The 24,332-nt window shown below is 30.0% G+C and carries 20 protein-coding genes; 2 read left to right on the top strand and 18 right to left on the bottom strand.

Annotated elements, in window-relative coordinates:
* Positions 1 to 2 precede the first annotated feature (2 nt).
* Together prmC and B5S50_RS11965 are read right to left on the bottom strand one after the other, a co-directional pair.
* A complete protein-coding gene (gene prmC / locus B5S50_RS11970) occupies positions 3 to 866 on the bottom strand; it encodes a peptide chain release factor N(5)-glutamine methyltransferase (RefSeq protein ID WP_217301906.1) in 864 nt (287 codons plus the stop codon).
* Positions 856 to 1,908, bottom strand: a complete 1,053-nt coding sequence (locus B5S50_RS11965; RefSeq protein WP_065078958.1) for a DUF1385 domain-containing protein — start codon at positions 1,906 to 1,908, stop codon at positions 856 to 858. Before B5S50_RS11965 ends, prmC begins: the two co-directional genes overlap by 11 nt.
* A gap of 297 nt (positions 1,909 to 2,205) precedes the next feature.
* On the opposite strand from B5S50_RS11965, the gene rpmE reads away from it, so the two are divergent.
* Positions 2,206 to 2,418: a 50S ribosomal protein L31 gene (gene rpmE / locus B5S50_RS11960; protein WP_013236913.1), complete on the top strand. Its 213-nt coding sequence runs from the start codon at positions 2,206 to 2,208 to the stop codon at positions 2,416 to 2,418.
* Between the two features lie 65 nt (positions 2,419 to 2,483).
* Here the strand turns inward: rpmE and rho are convergent, their stop codons facing one another.
* The 6 genes from rho to ypeB all read right to left on the bottom strand — a co-directional run bounded on the left by rho (position 2,484) and on the right by ypeB (position 8,959).
* On the bottom strand, positions 2,484 to 3,938 hold the full coding sequence (rho, locus tag B5S50_RS11955) for a transcription termination factor Rho (RefSeq protein ID WP_217301905.1): 1,455 nt from the start codon (positions 3,936 to 3,938) through the stop codon (positions 2,484 to 2,486).
* 180 nt (positions 3,939 to 4,118) lie between these two features.
* Positions 4,119 to 4,463, bottom strand: coding sequence for a hypothetical protein (locus tag B5S50_RS11950; protein ID WP_065078956.1), 345 nt, complete (start codon positions 4,461 to 4,463; stop codon positions 4,119 to 4,121).
* Positions 4,464 to 4,674: 211 nt separating this feature from the next.
* Positions 4,675 to 6,279 (bottom strand): CTP synthase, encoded by a 1,605-nt coding sequence (locus B5S50_RS11945; RefSeq protein ID WP_065078955.1) that lies wholly within the window; start codon positions 6,277 to 6,279, stop codon positions 4,675 to 4,677.
* Positions 6,280 to 6,557: 278 nt separating this feature from the next.
* A complete protein-coding gene (locus B5S50_RS11940; RefSeq protein WP_063601737.1) occupies positions 6,558 to 6,863 on the bottom strand; it encodes a hypothetical protein in 306 nt (101 codons plus the stop codon).
* 82 nt (positions 6,864 to 6,945) lie between these two features.
* Positions 6,946 to 7,362: a DUF1934 domain-containing protein gene (locus B5S50_RS11935; protein ID WP_065078954.1), complete on the bottom strand. Its 417-nt coding sequence runs from the start codon at positions 7,360 to 7,362 to the stop codon at positions 6,946 to 6,948.
* Positions 7,363 to 7,588: 226 nt separating this feature from the next.
* Entirely contained in the window at positions 7,589 to 8,959 is a 1,371-nt protein-coding gene (gene ypeB / locus B5S50_RS11930) for a germination protein YpeB (protein ID WP_217301904.1), read from the bottom strand.
* A 451-nt stretch (positions 8,960 to 9,410) separates the two neighbouring features.
* On the opposite strand from ypeB, the gene B5S50_RS11925 reads away from it, so the two are divergent.
* Positions 9,411 to 10,649 carry a glycosyltransferase gene (locus B5S50_RS11925; RefSeq protein WP_065078952.1) on the top strand — a complete coding sequence of 413 codons (1,239 nt, stop codon included), beginning with the start codon at positions 9,411 to 9,413 and terminating at the stop codon, positions 10,647 to 10,649.
* Between the two features lie 114 nt (positions 10,650 to 10,763).
* On the opposite strand, the gene spoIIR is transcribed toward B5S50_RS11925, so the two are convergent.
* The 10 genes from spoIIR to yabG all read right to left on the bottom strand — a co-directional run bounded on the left by spoIIR (position 10,764) and on the right by yabG (position 24,270).
* Positions 10,764 to 11,408, bottom strand: coding sequence for a stage II sporulation protein R (gene spoIIR, locus B5S50_RS11920; RefSeq protein ID WP_065078951.1), 645 nt, complete (start codon positions 11,406 to 11,408; stop codon positions 10,764 to 10,766).
* Between the two features lie 84 nt (positions 11,409 to 11,492).
* Positions 11,493 to 13,751, bottom strand: coding sequence for a Ger(x)C family spore germination protein (locus B5S50_RS11915; RefSeq protein ID WP_065078950.1), 2,259 nt, complete (start codon positions 13,749 to 13,751; stop codon positions 11,493 to 11,495).
* A 74-nt stretch (positions 13,752 to 13,825) separates the two neighbouring features.
* Positions 13,826 to 15,283 carry a spore germination protein gene (locus tag B5S50_RS11910; protein ID WP_065078949.1) on the bottom strand — a complete coding sequence of 486 codons (1,458 nt, stop codon included), beginning with the start codon at positions 15,281 to 15,283 and terminating at the stop codon, positions 13,826 to 13,828.
* 13 nt (positions 15,284 to 15,296) lie between these two features.
* On the bottom strand, positions 15,297 to 15,449 hold the full coding sequence (locus B5S50_RS21940) for a CLC_0170 family protein (protein WP_368041504.1): 153 nt from the start codon (positions 15,447 to 15,449) through the stop codon (positions 15,297 to 15,299).
* A 339-nt stretch (positions 15,450 to 15,788) separates the two neighbouring features.
* Positions 15,789 to 16,631 (bottom strand): 4-(cytidine 5'-diphospho)-2-C-methyl-D-erythritol kinase, encoded by an 843-nt coding sequence (gene ispE / locus B5S50_RS11905; RefSeq protein ID WP_065078947.1) that lies wholly within the window; start codon positions 16,629 to 16,631, stop codon positions 15,789 to 15,791.
* A gap of 105 nt (positions 16,632 to 16,736) precedes the next feature.
* Positions 16,737 to 19,361 (bottom strand): cyanophycin synthetase, encoded by a 2,625-nt coding sequence (cphA, locus tag B5S50_RS11900; protein ID WP_065078946.1) that lies wholly within the window; start codon positions 19,359 to 19,361, stop codon positions 16,737 to 16,739.
* A gap of 442 nt (positions 19,362 to 19,803) precedes the next feature.
* Complete coding sequence (locus B5S50_RS11895) at positions 19,804 to 20,610, bottom strand: cyanophycinase (RefSeq protein ID WP_065078945.1); 807 nt, start codon at positions 20,608 to 20,610, stop codon at positions 19,804 to 19,806.
* 387 nt (positions 20,611 to 20,997) lie between these two features.
* Positions 20,998 to 22,551 carry an SPOCS domain-containing protein gene (locus B5S50_RS11890; RefSeq protein WP_065078944.1) on the bottom strand — a complete coding sequence of 518 codons (1,554 nt, stop codon included), beginning with the start codon at positions 22,549 to 22,551 and terminating at the stop codon, positions 20,998 to 21,000.
* A 404-nt stretch (positions 22,552 to 22,955) separates the two neighbouring features.
* Positions 22,956 to 23,192 carry a Veg family protein gene (locus tag B5S50_RS11885; RefSeq protein WP_029170030.1) on the bottom strand — a complete coding sequence of 79 codons (237 nt, stop codon included), beginning with the start codon at positions 23,190 to 23,192 and terminating at the stop codon, positions 22,956 to 22,958.
* 208 nt (positions 23,193 to 23,400) lie between these two features.
* Complete coding sequence (yabG, locus tag B5S50_RS11880; RefSeq protein ID WP_065078943.1) at positions 23,401 to 24,270, bottom strand: sporulation peptidase YabG; 870 nt, start codon at positions 24,268 to 24,270, stop codon at positions 23,401 to 23,403.
* Positions 24,271 to 24,332: the final 62 nt, after the last annotated feature.

The raw sequence follows: 24,332 nt of genomic DNA, 5'->3' as shown, positions 1-24,332 counted from the left end.
ATTTATAACACTCCTTTAATCACCCTATCTTTCCCTGCTAAATCTTTTATACACATTATATTTTTAAATCCGTTTTGCGCTAATATGTCTGAAACTGACTCTCTTTGGTCATAACCTATTTCAAACATAATAATTCCATTGCTTTCTAAAACCTTCAAACTCTCTTTAGTTATTTTTCTATAAAATTCTAATCCATCTTTGCCTCCAGAAAGTGCTTCTCTAGGCTCATAGTTTTTCACATCTTCCATTAAAGTAGGTATACTGCTTTCTTCTATATATGGCGGATTAGATACAATCATATGAAATTTTACCTCGTTTTGAATATAATATTCCATCAAATTACTCTTGACTACCTGAACTTTTTCCTCTAAGGAAAATCTTCTTATATTTTCTGCCGTAACCTCACAAGCTGTAGAAGATATATCGCAGCATTTTACATTTATACCTTCTATAAGTTTAGCAATAGATATTCCAATAATCCCTGTTCCACAACATACATCACATATATTATGAAAATTATTATGCTTTATTTGAATCAATGCTTGCTCTACTAAAGTCTCAGTATCAGGCCTAGGGATTAGCACCCCAGGTTTCACTATAAAATCAATGCCCATAAATTCACAATGTCCTAATATATATTTTACAGGCATTTTATCCTCTCTTAATTTTAAGTACTTATAGTATTCTTCAGTTTCTTTTTCTGGGACTTCATAATCACCGTTTATAAGCATAAATAATCTGTCCTTGTTTAGTACTTTTCCCAAAAGGAGTTGTGCATCCAAAGCATAGCTTTCTATTTCTCTATTTTTTAAAACTTCATACCCTTTTATTAAAAGCTCTCTTATACTACTTCCTCTAGTTTTCATAAGAATTCTCTGCTTTCATTAAGTTTTCTTCACAATCTTCATTGTGTTCGTTTTTTACAATTTCATTTCCATCGCTATCCAATTCCACAACCCTCTTTATCTCTCCGCTTTCACTATATCTACTTTCTTCTCTTTCTTTTTCAATTCCCTCTGCATACTTTAGAGCTATAATTGCCACTTCCAGTTGGCTATAATCCGGTTCTCTTGTAGTAAGTTTTTGCAGCATGAGTCCAGGATAGGCAAGCACCTTTGAAAAATAACTATTGCTTTTACCCATCCACCTTATAATTTCATAGGTGATTCCAGAAACCAAAGGCAATAGAATTACCCTGTATAAAACTCTTTGCAAAATATTACCCCAACCAGTTAAAGAAAAAAGTATTATACTCACTATCATAACTAAAAACAAAAAATTTGTGCCGCACCTTGGATGAAGCCTTTTAAATTTTTTAGCTTTCTCAGGAGTAAGTTCCTCTTCATTTTCATAACAGAAAATAGTCTTGTGTTCTGCCCCATGGTACTGAAATACTCTACTTATATCAGACATATTACCTATTAGGAATATATAACCTAAAAATATAATTACCCTGATTATACCTTCAATCATATTGAGCTGTACACTTCCATGCACTCCAAACTTTTTAAATATATTTGCTGCAAAAGTAGGAAATATAAAAAACAAGAGTACAGCTATTCCAAGTGATATAAAAATAGTAACTCCCATAAGTACATTATCACTTTTTTCCTTAAATATGCTTCTAAAACACTTGTCAAACTTGGTGGGCTCCTCTTCATCATCAAAAAATGAAGCAGAATAATTAAGTGTACTTATCCCCATTACCATAGCTTCTATTAAAGATACAAATCCCCTTATCACTGGCAGTCCTAAAAATCTATTTCTTTTAGTATAAGATATACTGTCCTCTCTATTTACGACAATCTCGCCATCTGGTTTTCTAACAGCAGTAGCCATGCCATGACTTCCCCTCATCATAACACCTTCTATCACAGCCTGGCCTCCAACTGATGTTTTTCTTGACATTGTATCACCTCGCATTAAATGGAATAAACAGAATTCTTGGCATCAGATGGAGTTTTAACTCCATCTGATGCTTAGAAATCGCTATCCAGGGACGTAGCTGCTCTTTACTCCCACTTGGAAAAGTGGGAGTATTAGAGCAGGTAGTCATCGGATAAATACATTTTAACATAAGCTATACATTAAATCACATTCTATATTGTAACAAATCAGGCTTTATTGACTTACCCATATGCCTATGTTATAATACAGAAGTTAAAATTAGAGTTTTGTTATTTAAATTTGAAAGAGGTGACTAATATGAAAAACGGCATACATCCAGAGTACTATCATGATGCGGTAGTTAAGTGTGCATGTGGAAACACTTTTACAACTGGTTCAACACAAAAAGAGTTAAAAGTGGAAATATGTTCTAAGTGCCATCCATTCTACACTGGTAAACAAAAAGCTATTGATGCTGGTGGAAGAGTTGATAAATTCTTAAAGAAATTTAATTTAAAAATCGAGGAATAGACATATTTTTCTAAATTATTATTATAAAACCTGTCTTTTAATTTAAAAGACAGGTTTTTAATTTTTTACTTTTCTCCTAGTTTGTTCATGTTCATCTTGCTTACAATATTCATAAATTCATAATTGTTCCTAGTTTTTGAAAGTAAATTTATCAATTGTTCTGTAACATTTTGAGTATTATTTTCATCATACATAACTTTTCTTATATTGAAAGCTGCTTCTTTCTCTAACTGACTTTTAAATAGTAAGTCATCTCTTCTTGTTCCAGACTTGTATACATCTATAGCAGGGAATATTCTTCTTTCTTGAAGTTTTCTATCCAAATGTATTTCCATATTTCCAGTACCTTTAAATTCCTCAAATATCATGTCATCCATTCTGCTTCCAGTTTCAATAAGTGCAGTAGCAAGTATAGTAAGACTTCCACCTTCTTCTATATTTCTAGCCGCACCAAAGAACTTTTTAGGCATTACTAATGCTCCAGGATCTAGTCCTCCTGAAAGAGTCCTCCCTGTAGGAGTTATAGTCAAATTATATGCTCTAGAAAGTCTAGTAATACTATCTAATAATATTACCACATCCTGCCCTTGTTCTACCATTCTCTTAGTACGTTCAAGTACCATATATGCAACTTTAGTATGATGTTCTGGTTCCTCATCAAAAGTTGAATAAATAACTTCTCCATTTATGGACCTTTGCATATCCGTAACTTCTTCCGGTCTTTCATCTATAAGCACAACTATTAATTGTATTTCTAGATGGTTTTTTGAGATACTTTGGGCTATTTTTTTTAGAAGAGTAGTTTTACCTGCTTTAGGTGGGGCAACTATAATTCCTCTTTGTCCTTTTCCTATAGGCGAGATTATATCCATAAGTCTTGTAGATAAATCCGCACTATTTGTTTCTAATTTTATCCTTTCGTTCGGATAAACAGGGGTGAGTGTTTCAAAAGGTTTTCTTCCCACTGCTCTTTCTGGATTCTCTCCATTTACTTTTTCAACATACAATAATGCCTTAAATTTTTCGCCTTCTTTAGGAATCCTAACTTTACCGCAAACTTCATCTCCTGTTTTTAAATTGAATCTTCTTATCTGAGATGGAGACACATATATATCATCAGGTCCTGTTAAATAGTTCTTTCCTCTTAAGAATCCATAATTATTATTTTCTATTATTTCAAGTACTCCCCTTGCACTATCTGATTCACTTATCATTTCTTTAAGTTTTTCTCTTTTTTCGTTTCCATTTGTCTTTTGTTCTTCATTTTTGTCTTCCTGTGCTTTGTTCTCACTATGCCTTACAGTATGTTCTGCTTCTTTATGTCTATTTGCAGCTTCATCCTTAGGGCTTATTTTTTCTCTAAGTATAACACCACCCTTTTTGATATGGGCAGGAGATACTTTTTTTATTTCCTCAATCAATTGGCTTTTTTTATATTTTGATATATTTTTTATTTCCAAAGTTTTTGCAATTTGTTTTAATTGCAAAACCGTCATATTATCTATATCTTTATCGTCCAAAAGGTAACACCTCACAATTGTCTAATTTTATATTACAATTAAATTTAGGGAAACATTTAAAATATAATTGAAAATATCATTACTAATTAAGAAAATTCCATATAGAAATGCTTATATACATATAACATTATACCCTTTTTCTATATTTTAATCTACATTATTTTTGATAATTACAAAAATTTATATCATAGCATATATTTTTTTATTAGCTCGAGTATTCCTTAATATTTTTTCTTCTACACTCTTACGATTTCCTATACAAAATATAGGAAACCCTAGCAACTCACATCCTCCAATTATAATATTTTTTTTAACTACTTTATTTATATTATATTTATAATAGTGAACGTTCCCACAAAGTCCACATTTTATTTTTAAGGATAATACCCCATTATTTATAGAATTTACCTTTAAAGAGGTGAAACTTTCATTAATTTTGTTAGTGTCAAATATAGAGAAATCCTTGATACAGTATTTCCCTTCTGGACTTATAACAGCAATACTTATATTCGTTTCAAATACCATAAACCTCACCCCCCATAAAATTGGTATTTCAAAATAAAGCATAGTATTTTTTTTAAATATCTTAATACTATATACATTACTATTTCTATAAATATTACTAAAATCCTTCATAAAAGTTGTTTATATTACTTTTATTTATATTATTTTTTCGACAAAAATTGGTATATGTAGTTTTCACTAACACATACCAATTTCTTAATTTAAAAATATACTAATTTTTATTATTCAAAGAAGCTTTTATGAAATCCTTAAACAATGGATGCGGTCTATTAGGTCTTGATTTAAGTTCTGGGTGAAATTGTACGCCTACAAACCATGGATGGTCTTTTATTTCTACAATTTCTACTAACCTTGAATCAGGGCTCGTTCCTGAAAGGACAAGACCTGCCTGTGATAAATTTTTTCTATAATAATTATTAAATTCATATCTATGTCTATGTCTCTCATATATAACTTCTTCTTCATAAGCTTTAAAACAATTACTATCCTTTAAAAGCTTACATGGATATATTCCAAGCCTCATAGTACCACCTTTTTCATCTATATCCTTTTGATCTGGCATTAAATCTATAACAGGATATTTAGTGTCTGGATCTATTTCTGAGCTATGAGCTCCGTCATATCCAAGTACATTTCTGGCAAACTCTATTACAGCACACTGCATACCAAGACATATTCCGAAAAAAGGAATTTTATTCTTTCTAGCCCAACCTGCAGCTAATATTTTACCTTCTATTCCTCTGTCACCAAATCCTCCTGGAATGAGCACTCCATCCATGTCCTTTAAGTGTTCTCCTACATTTTTACTAGTGACATCTTCAGAATTTATCCACTTTATATTTACATTAGCGTCGTTAGCATATCCTCCATGATTTAGTGCCTCAACTACAGATATATATGCATCATGAAGTTCTACATATTTTCCAACTAAAGCTATATTTACATTCTTAGATAATTTCTTAATATTATTTACCATTTTAATCCATTCGGAATTATCTATTTCACTGCATTCTAATTTCAACTTCTTACATACCAATTCATCTAATCCTTCTTTGTGAAGCATCAATGGAACTTCATATAAATTTTCAGCATCTAAGTTTTGAATAACAGAGTCTCTCTCTACATTGCAAAATAAAGCTATCTTTTCCTTTAAATCATTAGATATAGATGCCTCTGAACGACATACTATTATATCTGGTTGTATTCCTATACCCCTAAGTTCCTTAACTGAATGTTGAGTAGGTTTTGTTTTCAATTCTCCTGACTTTTGCAAATAAGGTACTAGAGTAACGTGTATAAAACATACATTTTCTATTCCAACATCATATTTTATCTGTCTTATGGCTTCTAGAAAAGGCTGGGATTCTATATCTCCTACAGTACCACCTATTTCAGTTATAACTACATCAATATCTTGTTCTTTGGCAACCCTATATACTCTTGATTTTATTTCATTTGTTATATGTGGAATTACTTGAACTGTACTTCCTAGATATTCCCCTTTTCTCTCTTTTGATATTACTGACCAATATATTTTTCCTGTAGTAACATTATTATTTTTGCTTAAATTTTCATCTATAAATCTTTCATAATGTCCTAAATCCAAATCCGTCTCTGCTCCATCATCTGTAACAAAAACCTCACCATGCTGATATGGACTCATGGTTCCTGGATCTACATTTATATATGGGTCAAATTTTTGAATTGAAACCTTTAATCCTCTATTCTTTAGAAGCCTTCCTAATGAAGCTGCGGTTATTCCTTTTCCTAGTGAAGATACTACTCCTCCGGTTACAAATATATATTTTGTATTCATAAAATTTCTGCTTTTAAAAGCAGTGTCACCCCCTGTTTTTTATCCTATAAAGTTTTAGTATTACAATTTTTAATTTAACTATTTAAAAATATAAATAACATTATAAAAAGGTTAATATAAACTATTCTAATTAATTATTGACAAACTAATTAATTAGTTTTATAATAACAATTACCTTCATAAATAGTAAAATGGTGTATTTTTGTTCAAAACATATTTACTATGATATCACACTTTCTATTTATATTCCATATTTTTTTATTCTTTTCTACAAATATTTATTTTACTTTATTTATTATATCTTCTGCCTCAAAATACATTTCTCTTATTTTTTTATCAAGCAATAATTTTTCTTCTGCTCTTTTTATATTCCTTTTTACATTTTTACTGTTAACAGAGGGAAAATCTTTTTTCAATAATTCCATATCACAGCATTCATATTTTTTAATAAGCAAAAAAAATAAGTATCTGCAAGATTCATTTTTTAATATTTTAAACATGTCTTTCCTACTAAATCCCTTGTATTCACATAATATTTTAATTATTTTAGTGTATACTTCTTCTTTATTCCTAAAATATTTCATTGGAATCAACCTTCTCTTTTCATTACTATATATTTAATTAATTGCCATATGTGAATACTTTAATCAAAACTACTCAAAAAATTTATTCATTAACTTTTATATTTACTTTTAGCTTGGTATTTTTTAATGCTTGTCCTGCAGTACTAATCTTATAATTTATCATTATATCCCCACCTTGTTCGTCTACGTTTATATTCAAACTATTTGTTTCTATTCTCAGCTCTATAGTTCCATAAGGTGTTTTATACATGGACACATTTTTTTTATCCTCATCAAAATCCATTTTAGTACTAGTACTCCCCATTCTTATAAGAGAAAACTTATCCTGTTTTATCTTCAAAGTAGTAGTAGTTCCTTCCATTCCAGATAATTCAGTTTCTTTATAAACTGCATAATAGGAATCATTTTTTTTATAAAAACTTCCTGGAGTAACAACTTCTATAGGTTCTTCCTCATCAGTTTGTTTACTGGATACAGATATAATAGCCTTTTTTTTCATAATTTTGTTATTAAAACTTTATCAAACCCTATGGATTTTAGTAAAGTTATAACGTGTTTCGCCTCCCTTTTAGTCTAAAATAACTAATATATACATTATATCAGACTAATTTTAATATTAAAATCTATTCCAATCCTGAAATACTTTTTCATACTTTGGAAACCTCACCAAATAAGTAAGGTTTCCATCACTCCAAACTAGGCATTTAAAATAAAATAACAATACTTTACATAGCAAGTTTACCATTAGGAGTGTTAATTATTTGAATTATTCTCTCCTCATATCCCGTACTTGTATTTACATAAACTTTAAAGTAATCACCTTTATAATTCCCAGAAAATTCATAACATAACACTTCCTTATTAGTTTCCGTAGGAATTATAGTAAGCATCTTACTTGTTACATTTAGTCTCTTGCTAACTCTCTTCTCAGCTTCCCCATATGTTAACTTAGGAGTTTCTATTTTTCTATTTTCTTCATGGGATATTAAATACTTTTCTGCTTCCACACCTATAATTTCTCCATTATCTAAAGCTATCTTTAGTTTAATCTGATCAGGATAAACAAGTATACCATTTTGACTATACACATAGTTTATAACTGCCACATTATTATATCTTAAGGAATACGTAATGATCATATTTTTATAACCTAAATTACTTAAATACTTCAACCCAATTTCAGAAGCCTTTTTAACGTCCATAGAGCTGTTATTTATGCTCTTATCATTTATTAAGTAGTATACCTTTCCTCCATTTTTACTTATTTCACATACCACTCTACTGTCTTTTTTAGTTCTTTCCTTTAATGCTGCAGTAAATCTATATACACCTATGTTGGATTTTTCATTAACAGAAGATACATCCATATTTTCTATCTTATCTTTTCCAATAACCTTCCTAGCAATTTTTTCTGCCTCACCTTGAGAAACTTCTTTTTGTAATTTTATTTTAGGGTTTATCTGAAGTGTATTGTCTGAAAACGGTCCATCATAAATTAATGTAGGATATTGAAGAACCTGTTTTTGTATTCCCTTAAATTGTTCAGATATTGATACATCGTTACTTTTAGCAAAAACGCCTGTAATCTTTTTTCTTATTTCTCCCCATTTTACTTTTCCCTGATTTATATTGTTAGATACTAATTCTAGCTGATTTTCCAGTACATTGGATTGCTTTTTTAATTTTTCTATATCATTATAATCTTTTTCACTTAACTGTTTTCCTTCTGTAGATGACCTGCCTAAACTATAGCAGAAATCTCCTACCTGAGTTAAAAACTTACTGGTATCCGATATAGTAGATTGGGATACTGGAAGTGAATGCAATTTATCACTAGCTATAGCAGAATACCTAAATATTTCGTCAAAAACTACTATCTGTTGTTCCCTTGATCCAATTATAGCCGCTTTGGTTAAATTAGTTCTTATATTTTGAACTGCATCTATTAATTCATACATACTTTTACCATACTCACCCTGCAAATAATTTCTATAATCATTTCTTTCAAGCGTCATTAATACGGCAAATGTACTAGAAAACACTACAATTAAAGTTACTATGGCAGTATATATTATCCTTTTTTTAGAAAACTTCATAAATTTCCACCTCTTTTTTATGACTAATCTCACCATTTATCCGATCGCTACCATTGCTAACGTCCCCCATCGCACACAGCGAAAGCGACTATCACCAAATCAAAGATTTGGGATATCTGCTTTTCTATCAAAGTGGGGGATAAGCACTGCTACACGCCTGGATAAGTTCTTCTAAGGTTCAGCTGGGAAAAGTCATACTTATAAGCAAACTCCATCTGAACCTAAGAATCACTTGATCCGATGACAATTCCTGCATTATTGCATTTTGCCTCTTTTTATATTGTTTGCATTTACCTAATTGTTATGTATTATTTGTTTAATATAAAATTTAAAAGCCAATACTATATTTATTGCTTATTATTAATTTTTTCTTAAATGTTAGTTAAATGAGTTTATTATTTTCCGTACATTTTATATAATTAAATTACATACTTAACCAGAAGGTGATTAAATGAAAGTTTTAATTCTTTCAATTTCTGCAGGAGGCGGACATGGTAACGCTGCAGAAGCTATAAAAAGTTACATAGCCTTAAAAGCTCCAAAATCAGAAGTAAAGATTATTGATACCATTAAATATATAAATCCTATAATAGACAAAGTAGTAATTGGAAGTTATTTAAAATCCCTAAAAGTATCCCCTTATTTATATGGGAAATTATACACTTACTCAGAAGATGATTACACAATTACAAACACTATAAGTTCTAAGCTTATTGAAGCTATGACTTGTAAATTGATTCCACTTATTCGTGAATTTAAACCTGATATATTAATAGCTACCCATTCATTCTCTACAGAAATGCTATCGGTGTTAAAGTCAAAATACAATATGAACATACCCTGTATGTCCATAATCACTGATTATTACTCTCATAGTTCTTGGCTTCATCCTTATATTGACGCTTATGTGGTTTCTAACGAAGATATGATAAGCAAAATGATTTTTAAAGGGATATCCAAAGACACTATTTATAACTTAGGAATACCTGTTAAACCAGATTTTAATATGAATTATGATAGAGGAGACACATTAGAATCATTAGATTTATGTGAATCCAAATTTACCATACTAGTTATGGGTGGAAGTCTGGGACTTGGAAAAATAGTAGATATATATAAACAGCTAACCAATATAAATGAAGATATCCAGATAATCATAATAACAGGTAAAAATAAAAAACTTTATGCAGAGCTTTCAAAGATTAAAGATTCTTCTTCAAAGGAAACCCGCATCATAGGTTTTACTGACCATGTAAATAAATATATGCAAGCTTGTGACCTTCTTTTAACAAAACCAGGAGGACTTACTATTACTGAGGCCTTAATATGCAAAATACCCCTTGGTTTATTTTCTCCAATACCAGGTCAAGAAGAAAAAAATGCTCAGTTTCTACTAAGACATAATTTGGCTGTAAATTTAACTGACATAGAAAAGTGTGGTGAAAACATAGAAAAACTTCTTCACTCTAAAGATGAACTAAAAAACATGGTAGAAAATTGCAGTAAATTTTCTAAACCTTATGCTGGGAATGATATATTTAATTTAATAAATTGGCTTGTACAAAATAAATCAAATAAAAATTCCTTTACAGAAGAAGATAAAATTTATGAAAAGAACAATCCTAAAACTTTTTTTAAATCTGCAGAAAAATACTTTTTGAAAACAGCTTTAAAATTATTTGAATTATAAATTAACTTGTGTTAAATATAGATTTCTATTCATATATTACAAGTTAGGGCTAATTGACGGTATGAAATTCTCAAATTTTGAGAACTTACCATATCCAGCCCACTTGTACTAGATTTATATTCCCAACTTATTTAACACTTCTATTATTTTAAATCTAACTTTTATATTATTTTTGTCACTTATGTCAAATTTATTGTTGTTTACCATCTTATATTCCTCCGGTGTCAAAACCTTTTTCATTTCTTGCTCTGTCTTTTTGTAGGATACTTGTCCTTTTGTAATATCTACAAAACATAATGGTGGAAACATAACACACCACCAGTTTTGACCTCGTCCTTTGCCTATAATCACTCTATAAGCCTCATACCTTCCCTGAGGAAGAGTTATATTTCCATAAGTCTTTATAGGAAAATTTACTTTGGATAAGGTACTTTTAACTTCATAGTTATAACCCTGTTTACTTATTACTCTACGGGCTACTTTTAATACATCCTTATCATTTTCCATTAAAACTTTTCTTGATTCCTCTATATTTTTACAGTCCTTTAGTTTAGGTTGTATATATTTCAATATTTCGTCTCTTACTTTTAGTTTAAGTGCCTGATCACTTTTTGAATCACTATTTGCTATAACATGAAATCTTATAATCCTAGATGCCATATCATCTTGTATATTGTCACTTTTTACTTCACATAAATAGGAACATACAGTAAATATACTTAAAACACATATACTAAATACTAATAAAAATTTCTTCATAATCTCATCCCCACTTTTTAATAACTATTGAATATTTCATTAGTAATTATTTACATATATTTTAATTATATTCACTGTATTTTATTATTTTACTACACCAATTCTCCTTATCTTAGTATCTACATTTACATTTACAACTGCATCCTTATAAGAATCCTCCCATTTATCTTTTACTTGCCTCCACATGAGAGGATGATATCTTTTTATATAATCCTTAAATCCTATAGGATCAATCTTAAGATCCCTTTGAGTAACTTTTATAGCATCTTTACATTCCTGTGCTATGGCCTTATTAAAGCTTTGTTCAATATAGCTCAGTTTATCTACTGATAAAACCTTATCATTAGTATAATAATTTTTTATCTCACCTTCAATATTTAGTTTTATATTAAATACCAAGTTCCCCTTTTCTTGGGACACCTTTATTCTTCTATTGCTACCATTTATCCTTATATCTACAGGATGACCTTCTAAATATATCATTCTTTTACCACTTTTTAATTTACCTTGTAACAATTCTATATTAGAAGTCTGAACTTGATTTAAATCACCCTCATATTTAAAATTTTTTATAGCTGCAGTACCTGCTATTTTTATATTTTTTTTGTCCTTATCCATTTCAACTTTTGGTATTATGCTATTTCCATTTTCACTCATACTAACTAGAAAATCATTTAAAGTTACAGTCTTAACTTCATTGTCCTTGGCATCTCCTTCAACTAATCCCAATATATAATCTTCTGTACTTTTTCCCATAGGTGTTTTAATTTTTATATATTTATCTGAGCTGCCACTAGCTAAAACTATATACATATTTCTATTTAAAGAAGGCTCTCTTTGCAAATAATCTATGACTTCTTTTACTACATCAGGATATTCCATTAAACCTTTACCTAAAACAAGCAGTTTAGTTTGACTAAACTTCACAGTTCTACTGCTTTTAGACATTGCTGTATCTACAGCATCCTCCATTGAATATCCATCTACATCAACATATTTGTCCCCAGATATACCTCCTTTACCTGGTTCTAATTTACTCAAATCCGGTATTCCAAAAGTTACATGAATCTTTTTTAGATTTACAGACGTTAGAGGATCTGTTGACTTTACATTTTTTAATTCTTTAACCTTACCTATATCCTCTCCTGCATCTACTCCTATTACAGATACCAATTGAGTTCTTTCTATCTCAACTTTATCCCAGCATCCAGTTAGCACAGTACAAACTAAAAATATGCACATAAACTTACTTGCATTTAAGTTTCTTTTAGGTTTGCTGAACAAAAATATAATTAAAGGAAGCAATATTAAGCTGTACGCAGCTGCCACAGGCATTACTGTGTTAATTATATGATATAGTTCTGCTATATTTTCAGGATACATAGCTGTCAAATATATAAAGGGAGCTATTAAAGCTGAAGAGATCTTTATATCACCTAATCTAAATACATCTTTCACTATATCTGAAGACAAGTAATATACATTAGAAAAATTGCAAAAGTAAAACATGATCCATACAGCCATTGCTATACCTTCCCATCTCTCTATAAAGGCTCCTCTTATATCTACAGATTTTATCATTGTTATAGTAGGCCATAATAAAGCTTTAGTTTGTTCTTCAGAAAAAATAGCTAGAGACAGTATAACTGTAACAACATAAAATAGAGTTACAAACAAGATGCTTTTTAAAGCTATTTTTCTTATACTTACTTTATTTTTTGCAAAAGGACCAACTAAATATATTATCTCTATGCCAATAAAACTATATATTGTATTTTTAAATGCTTTTAAATAATCATAAGCATCACTGTTAATAAAGTTAGGGATACTATTGTTAAAATGTGCTTTATTTAAAGTGAACAAAAATATTAATCCCATTGATACGAACATTATCCAAAAAGAAACTTCATTAAATTTTATTAAATCTCCTAATTCATTTCTTATAAGATAAATTCCCGTAAATATCATTACAATTATTAGAAATTCAGAAGGAGTTTTTTCAAGTAAATACATTTTTATAACTTCTATAAATATCCTCATACCCATGGATATAAAAAATATATTATATGCAACAAATATAAGTGCCAAAATACCTCCAAATATCTTTCCAAAGCTATTTTGTAATATTATACATAACTTGTTATATCCATTTAATTTTATAACTTTATAGGCAATGTAAATTAAGAAATAAACTAATATTCCTTCTACTATGGTTCCAATCCATCCATTTGAACCTAAATAGTTTACCACTTCTCCAGGATATGAAAATGCTCCTACACCTATCATAGTTATTACTATAGTACTGAACATTCCAAATTCAGTTATAAAATTTTTTTGTGTCATGTAATAACCATCTCCTTACCAATTCACAGTTCGCAGTCCATAATTTACAGTATATGTAAATTTAAATTTTCAAATTATCTTTGCCTTATTTTGTCTTGAGTTTTCATATACCCTGGTCTTCTTTTAAAAAAGCTAAAAGGCAATCTCAGGTACATATCCTTAAAGTCATTAATGTTTTCATTTACCATTGGAGCCAGATATGGTACTCCAAAACTTTTAAGTTTAGCTAAATGTATCAATGTTAATATAAGTCCAATCATAATTCCATAAAGTCCAGCAATTGCAGATGCAATTATGAGTAAAAATCTAATAAGCCTAAATGCTGCTGTCATCTCATAATTAGGTGTAGTAAAACTCGTTATAGCTGTAATTGATACTATTATTATCATTATTGGGCTTACTATTCCAGCTTGAACTGCTGCCTGACCTATAATAAGACCTCCTACTATACCCGTAGTTGCCCCTATGGCCTTTGGCAATCTAGATATGGATTCTAAAAGCAGTGCCAAACTTATCTCCATAATTATGGCCTCTACAAAAGCTGGGAAAGGTACTCCTTCTCTTGAAGCTGCAATAAAATATGCCAGTTTAGTAGGTATTATTCCTGTATGAAAAGAAGTAACAGCAACATAAAGAGCAGGCAATATAAGTGAAAGAATAATAGACATAAACCTTATTATTCTAATAGTGGATCCATATATCCACCTTTGATAATAATCATCTGGTGACTGAAATAAGTTAGGCATTGTAGCTGGAACTATAATTGCAAAAGGAGAATTATCTACTAAAACAGCAATTCTGCCTTCATAAAGTGCAGCTGCTACTACATCTGGTTTTTCAGTGCTCTGAACCTGAGGAAAAAGAGACCACTTATTGTCTTCTATAAGCTGTTCTACATATCCACTATCTAAAATGGCATCTATTTTAATGTTATCTAATCTTTTCTCAAGTTCCTTTAGAGCTTTGGTATTTACTATATCGTCTATATACATTATTACAACATCGGTTTTAGATCTTACCCCCAGTGGTTTGGGCACAATTTTAAATCTGGTATCCCTTACTCTTCTTCTAACAAGTGCTGTATTGAATCTTATAGTTTCTGTAAATCCATCTCTTGAACCTCTTAAAACAGTTTCTCCTGAAGGTTCCGTTACCCCTCTGGCAGGCCATAATCTAGTAGAAATTACATAAAAACTTTTCATTCCTTCAAGAAACATCAAAGTATCTCCTGATAAAACCAAATCCACCCCTTTTTTTAAATCGTCTAAATCCTTCATATCAGATACACTCATCATTCTATCTTTTATATTATCTACATATTTTACATATCTTGATCTAGCCATTAACCCTCTAAGTAGATCATTTAAAAGCAGTTTGTCTCCCATTCCATCTATGTATACTATTGCAGATTTTACAGATCCTATATAAAATTCTCTAAAAACCACATCTGAATCATCTTTAAACAGATCTTTTAAATATTTTATATTTTCATCTACACTAGAAGACACCGTGCTTCTTATCTCTTCTTTCACTTTTATCACTTCCTTAAAAAGAATAGATAGAAAAGGCGTATAATACAACTGAGAGAACTATTAAAATTACGCCAATTACCCTAGATTTAAAAGCAGTTTTTATTAACCTATTTCTTTTAAATTTTTTTGATTCAATGAATGTCAAAATGATTCCTTCAATTACCATAAGTATAAAAAAATATTTGTCAAACAGGTGAACTATTCTCACATTTTTCCCTCTTCCCTTTTGTCAACTTTGTATGAAGTAATTTTAAGTTATTTTTCACCTAATAAAACTTATTTATTCATAAAATTAATTTCTCTAAAATTTATATAAAAAATCCTATTTGGTTATAAACTTTCTAACCAAATAGGATTTTTTACTAAGATATAGAGTTTTCAAAAGTTCTCAGTATTTTTTTAAATTTTTTGTTTAGACTTATCAAAATATTTAACCGAGCTTGTGGTTGTAAAAAATATAGGGAGTATAAGTTGATTTTTATTTAGAAACTCTATAACTACATTTTTAAATGGTTCTTGTAATAAACACCTCTCTATACCTAGTTTTCATATTATCATAACATTTCTGTGCTTTTACCATATCATCAAAAAAAGCAAAAATGCTTGGACCGCTCCCACTCATAAGTGAACCCACTGCTCCAAAATTTATCAAATCACTTTTTATTTTTCTAAGTATGGGATATTTTTTTAAAGTTACATTTTCCAAAACATTTTTCATGTTTTTACTCAGCATCTCCAATTTTGATTTATTAACCGCATCTATTAGAATTTCTGTATTAGGATGTCTTTTTATTTTACTTATGTCTAAATCTTTATATACCTCTGCTGTACTCACTCCAAAAGGCGGTTTAATCAATATAAGTATATGATTTCTAAACGGCCTGAGTGGTGTAACTTTCTCTCCTATCCCCTGACACAGTGCTGTACCTCCTATTATACAATAAGGAACATCTGCCCCTATATTTAAACCTAATTCACTCAATTCTTTATCACTTACTTCAGGAGTATAAATATTTCTCATAACCTTTAGTATAGCTGAAGCATCCGCACTTCCACCGGCAAGTCCAGCTGATACAGGTATATTTTTATCTATGTTTATACTAATTCCATTCTTTATATTATATTTATCAATAAACAATTTTGCTGCTTTATAAACTAAATTTCTCTTATCACTGGGAATATATCTATTATTAGAACATATCTGTATTCCAGTTTTAATCTCATCTACTTTTAAAACATCATATAAGTCTATATTTTGCATTATCATTTTCAAAAGATGATACCCATCTTCTCTTTTTCCCACCACGTCTAATGAGAGATTTATTTTAGCATAAGCTTTTACTAACATTTCAATCCTCCAAAGTAGCTTAATAATATTAAGGTATTTTAAGATAGTATAATACTATTTTAAAATTAAAGCTATACTTTTAAAATTTAAAAGTATAGCTTTTTCCTATATCATAGCTAGTGAATTTAAATTTGATTTTTCTTTATTTAGCTTCTCATTTAACAGTTTTATTAGAGGATCTAATTCTTCAAAGAATATTATTATGAGATCTCCTTGTTTTGCAGTGTCTATTGCTTTTTCTAATGCCTCTTTTTCATCTAGAATAATTTCCACCTTGTTCATGTCAAAGCCTGACTTTGTAACGCCTACTTTTAGTATCCTTGCTATAGCTCCAATTTCTCTACCTCTTCTATCTTTATCTTCTTTAATGTATACATAATCAAAGTTCTTTCCCGCAATACATCCTATTTTTTCAACACTCTCGTCTGTTCTGTCACCTGGTACCCCGATTATTCCAACTAATCTATTATATTTTAAATTTTTAGCACCTTTTATAACAGCTTTATACCCTTCTATATTGTGTCCATAATCTAAAACTACTTTTACTCCATTTAAATCATACATATTAAACCTACCTGGGTTAAAAGAAAAATCTCCATAAAAAGTTTTAAACCCTTTCCTTATAATAGAACAGTCTATATTAAGCCCTACTGCAGCTGCACAAGCAGCCATAGCATTTTCTACATTGTAAGTTAATTTTCCATCTAATGATATTCTTATATCTTCTACTTTAGCAATAGGTACTATTTTTTCTGTCTTTTCTACATACATAATATTATCTCTAATGTATACTCCATATCCTCCACTATTTATGTTCTTTCTCAAAACTGGATTATCCTTATTTTTCGAAAACATAATTATAGTACTTTTTATTCTATTAATTATACTTATACTTACTAAGTCATCTGCATTTAAAACTACATACCCACCTTTTTTTACAGCCTCTCCTACAAGAGACTTCACATAAGCTAAATCCTTCATGGTATGTATTCCATCTATACCTAGATGATCTTCCGTTATATTAGTTATAACTGCTACATCTGCTAGGTCATAAGCAAGACCTTTTTTTATTATGCCTCCCCTTGCTGTTTCTAATACTGCTGCCTCTACATCCCTATTTGCCAAAATAGTTTTAGCACTATAATATCCTGTAGTATCACCTTTACATATGCACTTATTATTTACATATATTCCACCTGTAGTAGTCATTCCAACATTATATCCGGATTTTCCTAAAATATGTGCTATAAGTCTTGTAGTTGTAGTTTTCCCATTAGTTCCTGTAACTGAAACTACAGGTATGGATTTATATTTATTAAACATCATATCTACTATAGCACTTGCTACATCTCTGCTCTTACCTTGGCTAGGATAATGGTGCATTCTAATACCTGGTGCTGCATTAACTTCTAATATAGCACCTCCATTTTTGTTTATAGGTCTACCTATATCTTCACAGCATATATCTATACCACACACATCAAGTCCTATAGCCTTTGCTGCTCTTTCACAAATATTTATGTTATCTTGACATATTATATCAGTACAATCTACTGCTTTTCCTCCTGTAGATAAATTACCATTTTCCCTTATTATCAACTTTTTACCTTTAGGTAATATACTATCTAATCTATAGCTGTGTTTACTTACACAAGACCTTAATTCTTCATCTATTTTTATTGTAGTCAAAGGTTTCTCATGTCCCTCTCCTCGCGCTGAATCTTTATTTATATTTTTTATTAATTCAACTACAGTACTTACTCCATCTCCTACAACGTAAGGAGGTACTTTTTCTGAAACAGCTATTACCTTTCCATTTATCACACATATCCTAAAATCTTTTCCCGTTATATTTTTCTCTATCATTATGTTATCATATTTTTTTGATAACATATTGTAAGCATTTATAGCTTCCTTCTCATTTTTTATATTTATAAATACACCTTTTCCTTGATTACCATAACAGGGTTTTAAAACTATAGGATACCCTATCTCTTTAGCTTCTATAAACAATTCTAAAGGGCTTCTTACAATTCCACCTTCTGCTACAGGAAGACATTGATTTTTAAGTATCTCCTTAGTCAATATTTTGTCACAGGATATATCTACAGCTACAGCTTTTGTATTATAGGATATAGTGGCTTCTATAATCTTACTATACTTTCCATACCCCAATTGAAATATACTGTTATCTCCTATTCTAGTTACAGGTATTCCTCTCCTTTTAGCTTCCGATATTACAGCTAAAGTACTTGATCCTATTTCTTCTCGTTTTAATATTTTCTTTAGATCTTCTATAGCTTCATTAAAATTATACTCTTTTCCCTTTATAAGAGAATTTATTAAATTTACAGCGATCTTTCCCGCTGTTACCCCTGTATTTTTGTATAAATACTCATATATTATATAATATTTGTCACCACTTATTTCTCTAGCTTTTCCATAGCAAGCATCTACTCCCAAACTATTTTCAATGGAAAGTATAATGTGTTCGCATACATGAGCTAAGTAAGTGCCTTCTTCTAATCTTTTTCTAAAACCATGCTCTTCATCAATTCCACACCTGTGTTCATTTAGTGCAGGTATGATCTTTAACAATTTATAATTAAACCCAGGTATGTCTTTAGTAGGAACTTCGCTGTATCCTTCTAAATCTACATACATTTTTATGCATTTTTTATGAGCAAATATATTTCTTCCCTGAAAAATTCTAAAATTATCTATTCTCATCTTCGTATATATTGCCCGTTACGCAAGCATAGGACTTTTAAATTTGTTTAAAGACTCTGCTTACTTCCCTATTCATAGTATCCGATTTTGCTTATTTGCTACTTTCGTTTGGTCCGATACTCCAAGGGCTTAAAATCCCGTTTAACTATAACGGTATCATCAGCACTTATCTTTACGTTAGGCATTTTCAAAGAAATAATTAGTCAGTATGCTAGCCTATTTTTTATCATACTGTGTCGGTAGAACCCTTAGATAGGATTCACTATCTGCGGAACCTGCCTCCTTGTCTGATAAAAAATATTCGTCGCATCTTTGACTTGTTATTTTCTTTCAAATGCCTTGTTTACTGATTTAACGGTGTCTTCAGACTCCTCCCTTTATATCTATTTGACCTTTTATTGGTTTTTATTATTTCATTAGGAATGACAAAAATCAAAATTTACTAGATATTATAGGCTGATTTATTTAGTAAATTAAAATTATCTCCACATTTAAGAACATGCAATTTTACATCAAACATGGATAACACTTCATCTGGATGTTGTTCTGAAACATTACTGTAAGTTATATTAGAACCATCTATTATATATACTGCTCCAGAACCAACTACTGTAAATTCTCCATTTTCCTTAACTATAATAGCTGTATCCTCATCAATTCCTATGCCTAAACTTTGAGGATTCTCTGCTATTCCTACAAGCAATCTCCCTATCCTGCCTCTCTGTGCAAAATGTTGGTCTATGATAACCCCTTTTATAAAGCCAAGTCCCGGAGCCATTTTTAGAGTACACTTTTTAGGGGACTCCTCATCAGGACCTGTTACTATCATAGTATCACTCATAACAGAAGCACCTGCGGAAGTTCCCACAAAAGTACATCCATTTTTATATAGCTCTTGGATTTTAGAATACAGTGGTGTTCCTCCTATTAAACTGGTTATTCTAAGTTGGTCACCTCCGGTAAAAAATATCATAGAAGCATCTTCTATTACAGTTATATTGCTTATATTAAATGCATCCTTTCTATCTTTAATATTTAATATTCTTATATTCTTTATACCTAATTCTTCAAATATTTTCTGATACTCGTATCCTAATTCCTCCGGAATTTCAGAAGCAATAGTTGCAATTACAAGTATATCTTTACTTTTTTCCAGCATTCCAGAAACTTCTTTTAATATTTTTTTATCACCTTTTTTGTCCTCTGCCCCTCCTATTATTATCAAGTTTCCCTCTACTTTTTCTTTCAAACTTATACACCTTCTCCTGTGGATATTTTATATCTTTTCCATATTTTTAATTATTATGCGTAAGACAAAAACTTCAGCACTTTACTGCTGAAGCATATAAATTAAGTTATTCATTTTTAACTTAGCTTTCACCTATACGGAACTTTGACTTAATATAAAAATATTGCGAAGCAAAGCTTCGCAAGTTAAGAATTAATAGTGAAAAATTAATAGTGAAGGATGATTTTTAGCTGTCGCAAAAAATCCTTAAATTTATATAAGTCAGTGCTTAGTAATGTTTTGCTTTAGCAAAACGAGCCTTCAAAAACTTAATTAAAGATTCTTTGTAGTGTAACGGAAAAAAATCTACATTAACTATTAATTCTTCATTCTTAACTATTAATTAAGTTATATAACAGCTCTTCCTGGTATAATAAGCTTTTCTCCAGCTTTTATAACATCGGGATCTTCTATGCTGTTTAGTTTCACTAAGTTTTCCACTGTAGTATAATACTTTTTAGCTATCTTCCACAGGGTGTCCCCTTGCTGGACTACATATATTGTTAGGCTGGATTTTTTATCCGGGAACTCTCCCTCTAAGGTATCTATATTTACTAAAAATTCCTTATGGGTAATATAGTTTACCCGAGCATAAACCTCTATCACTGCTTTTATCGCTATAGTGTCTACTTCTATTTCTCCCTCTATACTTTCTAAAGACACTTTTGCTATACACTGCATATCAATTTTACTTTCAGGTATATCCACACTACAGTTAAAAGGTATTTCCTCATTAGACCTTCCTATTTGATTTTCTGAATTTTTATATAGTATCTTGGCATTTAAAACTCCCTCTACTATAACCTTATCCTCTACTATTTTCTTATCAGTTATGCACACATCTCCATAACACATAATTACTTCTGTAGGTTTAATTCCTTCACTTATTTCTATATTGGATTTAACCATACTTTGAGCAGTATTTTGTCCATGCATAACATTCAATTCATAATCTTCTTTTTCCATTTGCATAAGAGAAGATGGAGAATATGCATCTTCTATTATATCCATATCTTCTTTATACATAACCTTAGTATTGGATTTCACAAGTACTTCTAGCTCAACTATTCTGTTTTCCCCTAAATCATCTTCTCGCATAGTATGTTCTACTTCATCAATGTTAAAATCAGTATGGCTTTCCATAGAAGGATTAACTCCCTGCATTGGAATTTCCTTATTTACAAACACATCTTTCTCTATGCATACAATATCTCTTGTATCCTTTCCCCTATAGAGCATTCTAATAAGCACATAGGCTTCTACAGATATTTTATCTTCTAACACCTTTATATCTTTTTTATGAATATTTATATTATATTCTAGTACACTTCCAACCTGCGGTTTGTCCACAGATATCTGAATTTCAGTTTTAGCAACTAAATCTCCTGAAACTGTACCCACTATTTTATCTACAGTAGCAGGATTTTTTAACATCTGTATGTCCTCAGATCCAGTTACATCTTTTATAACCTCAAATTCATATTTTTTATACACTTCTGCCTTTAATTTTATAATTCCCTCAATAGCTATTTTTCTCTCATTTGCTATAGTACAATTCATATGTTCCACATAACAATCTGAATCACATAACATCATATGTTCTGTGCCGGGTACCTCCACATAATTGGAAAATGTTCCTGTATAATTGACACTGTAAATGCCCATGTTTTCGCTTTCTTCTGCTAAATAAAGCAAAGTATATTCTATTTTACCCTCTACAAATACTTTATCCTGCATCACTTCTTTATTAGTTATACTTGGCTTTGCATTAAGAATTAAAATTTCTTTAACATCCGGATTTGTATCAGGTATTACATATTCTGCTTTTATAACAGTATCCGAAAAATCTTCGGCTAGTAACTGTTCACATTCTATATTTTCTTTAATAAAATCTATGCTCATATTTATTACCTCCTCCATAAAAACCTACTATTTATTTATATAAATTTGAGGTAAAAAATATGCTAATATTGTAAAGATTTTTATGCTGTCTATTAATATTGACATTTAAAGAATTTTGACGTAATATTAAGTTGGTTGTTAACCATATAACCTCTCATAAATTCTCAATACCCTTTTATACCATAGTTGAAAGATGGAATAGCCATCTTTCTTCTTACCCTATAGAATTAAAAATAGTATATAGAATGATAATCATTTAAAATTATTATTCTATATACTATCCTTAATTCTACTAAAATTCTACTAATTACCACTTAGAAAAGAGTAAAGGTAGTGGTTCCTGTAATTTGATTTGATTAATATTGCAAAAATAAATCGGCTATTTGATACCAATTTACGCCGTTTTATACTGGGAAAACTAACTGAACTGTCTTAGTTAAAACATCTGAATAGCTATATGTCACTTTCCTTTGGGTGTCACTTTCTAATCTAATCACAAATATACTAGGATAAGCTTTTTCTATCGTTCCCTTATTAACAAAAACTTTTCTCCTACCACCGTTTGCTTTTAGGGTTACCTTATCTCCCACATGATTTTCAATATTTTTTCTTATAGAAGCTAATACATTAGATCCTTCCATCATTCCAAACACCCTCTTTCAACATTTTATATTATACTCCCTATGTGCCATTATGTCAATTAAACTTTTTAGTATATCAGTTAATAAATCGCTTTGTCAATATTAATTTTTTGTAAACAGAACCAGGATACTTCTATTTATAGCATTTTATATTGTTATTTCTTTAAGTCACTCATATATACAATAATATTTACTATTTTTATGATTTTTATACATAGAGTGATTTGGGAAATCCTTCTCTATACTTTCCTCTTGTTTGTAATCCTCCAATACCATTAGTTCTTGTTATAGTATTTTCTAATGCCTCTTGAATGGATACAACTTTTTCTATATTGGTATACGCTATTTTTTCGCACAAAAATACTGGGTCCAAACAATGAATAAGTACTCTACTAGGTGAGCTTGCAAAATTAGCTCCTGAATCTAAAATCTTCTCGTAGCAAGACTGGCATGCCCCTGCAAATATTACTAAATCATCATAGTTAGATTTGTAATTTCTGAGTTCGGATACTGTTTTTACAAAATACTTGGAATTTTTGTAGTTGTTTAAATCTGTATAGTCCTTAGTACCTTTAACTATAGCATCATGTCCTGTAATCACAACTATATCAGGCTTAATTTCCTTTGCTAACTCCACTACCTGACCAGGTTGATCTTTCTCCGGTATATTTTTCCCAACTACATCTAATAAAAGCTGCTTATATACTTTAAGACATACATCTAAATATTCCGAATCTCCATCTATATGAAGTATCTTTCCGGGTCTTCCAAAAGTAAGTTCTTTACCTGATTTATGAGATAAAAATTTTGTTATATTGTATTCTTGCCTAAACCCTCCCCTGCTTGCTAAAATATCTTTAATAGATCTATTAACTTGTCTACTAAATATCTTTTCACTTTCTGTAAGAGAATCTTCAGATACAGGTTCTAAATCATCTTCAGCTGAATCTGCAATTATTCTCAAGTTTATTCCCTTTAGAATATATAGTTTTCCTTCTGCTTCTTCTTTCACATCTATTATTTTAAAAGTTATATCTCTATCGTAAGATTTCCTTACCACTACATCTCCTATTTTCATATTTTCATACATCCCCATATAAAAAGTCATGGTATATATTATGAATACAATGCCTTTTAAGT

The sequence above is a fragment of the Clostridium sp. 001 genome, assembly GCF_019056555.1.
GTDB classification, from domain to species: Bacteria; Bacillota; Clostridia; order Clostridiales; family Clostridiaceae; genus Clostridium_B; species Clostridium_B ragsdalei.
Note: the sequence above shows the minus strand (reverse complement) of the source record. Positions and strands in the feature narration are given on the sequence as shown.

Bases quoted from the DNA above. Each gene is read 5' to 3' on its own strand.
- B5S50_RS11965 (WP_065078958.1), bottom strand. From the start codon at position 1,908: ATGTCAAGAAAAACATCAGTTGGAGGCCAGGCTGTGATAGAAGGTGTT.
- B5S50_RS11940 (WP_063601737.1), bottom strand. From the start codon at position 6,863: ATGAAATATTTTAGGAATAAAGAAGAAGTATACACTAAAATAATTAAA.
- B5S50_RS11915 (WP_065078950.1), bottom strand. From the start codon at position 13,751: ATGACACAAAAAAATTTTATAACTGAATTTGGAATGTTCAGTACTATA.
- B5S50_RS11885 (WP_029170030.1), bottom strand. From the start codon at position 23,192: ATGGAAGGATCTAATGTATTAGCTTCTATAAGAAAAAATATTGAAAAT.
- ispE (WP_065078947.1), bottom strand. From the start codon at position 16,631: ATGTTAGTAAAAGCTTATGCTAAAATAAATCTCTCATTAGACGTGGTG.
- B5S50_RS21940 (WP_368041504.1), bottom strand. From the start codon at position 15,449: ATGGTAATTGAAGGAATCATTTTGACATTCATTGAATCAAAAAAATTT.
- yabG (WP_065078943.1), bottom strand. From the start codon at position 24,270: ATGAAAATAGGAGATGTAGTGGTAAGGAAATCTTACGATAGAGATATA.
- prmC (WP_217301906.1), bottom strand. From the start codon at position 866: ATGAAAACTAGAGGAAGTAGTATAAGAGAGCTTTTAATAAAAGGGTAT.
- spoIIR (WP_065078951.1), bottom strand. From the start codon at position 11,408: ATGAAGAAATTTTTATTAGTATTTAGTATATGTGTTTTAAGTATATTT.
- cphA (WP_065078946.1), bottom strand. From the start codon at position 19,361: ATGAGAATAGATAATTTTAGAATTTTTCAGGGAAGAAATATATTTGCT.
- B5S50_RS11935 (WP_065078954.1), bottom strand. From the start codon at position 7,362: ATGAAAAAAAAGGCTATTATATCTGTATCCAGTAAACAAACTGATGAG.
- B5S50_RS11950 (WP_065078956.1), bottom strand. From the start codon at position 4,463: ATGGTATTTGAAACGAATATAAGTATTGCTGTTATAAGTCCAGAAGGG.
- rpmE (WP_013236913.1), top strand. From the start codon at position 2,206: ATGAAAAACGGCATACATCCAGAGTACTATCATGATGCGGTAGTTAAG.
- ypeB (WP_217301904.1), bottom strand. From the start codon at position 8,959: ATGAAGTTTTCTAAAAAAAGGATAATATATACTGCCATAGTAACTTTA.
- B5S50_RS11945 (WP_065078955.1), bottom strand. From the start codon at position 6,279: ATGAATACAAAATATATATTTGTAACCGGAGGAGTAGTATCTTCACTA.
- B5S50_RS11925 (WP_065078952.1), top strand. From the start codon at position 9,411: ATGAAAGTTTTAATTCTTTCAATTTCTGCAGGAGGCGGACATGGTAAC.
- B5S50_RS11890 (WP_065078944.1), bottom strand. From the start codon at position 22,551: ATGAGCATAGATTTTATTAAAGAAAATATAGAATGTGAACAGTTACTA.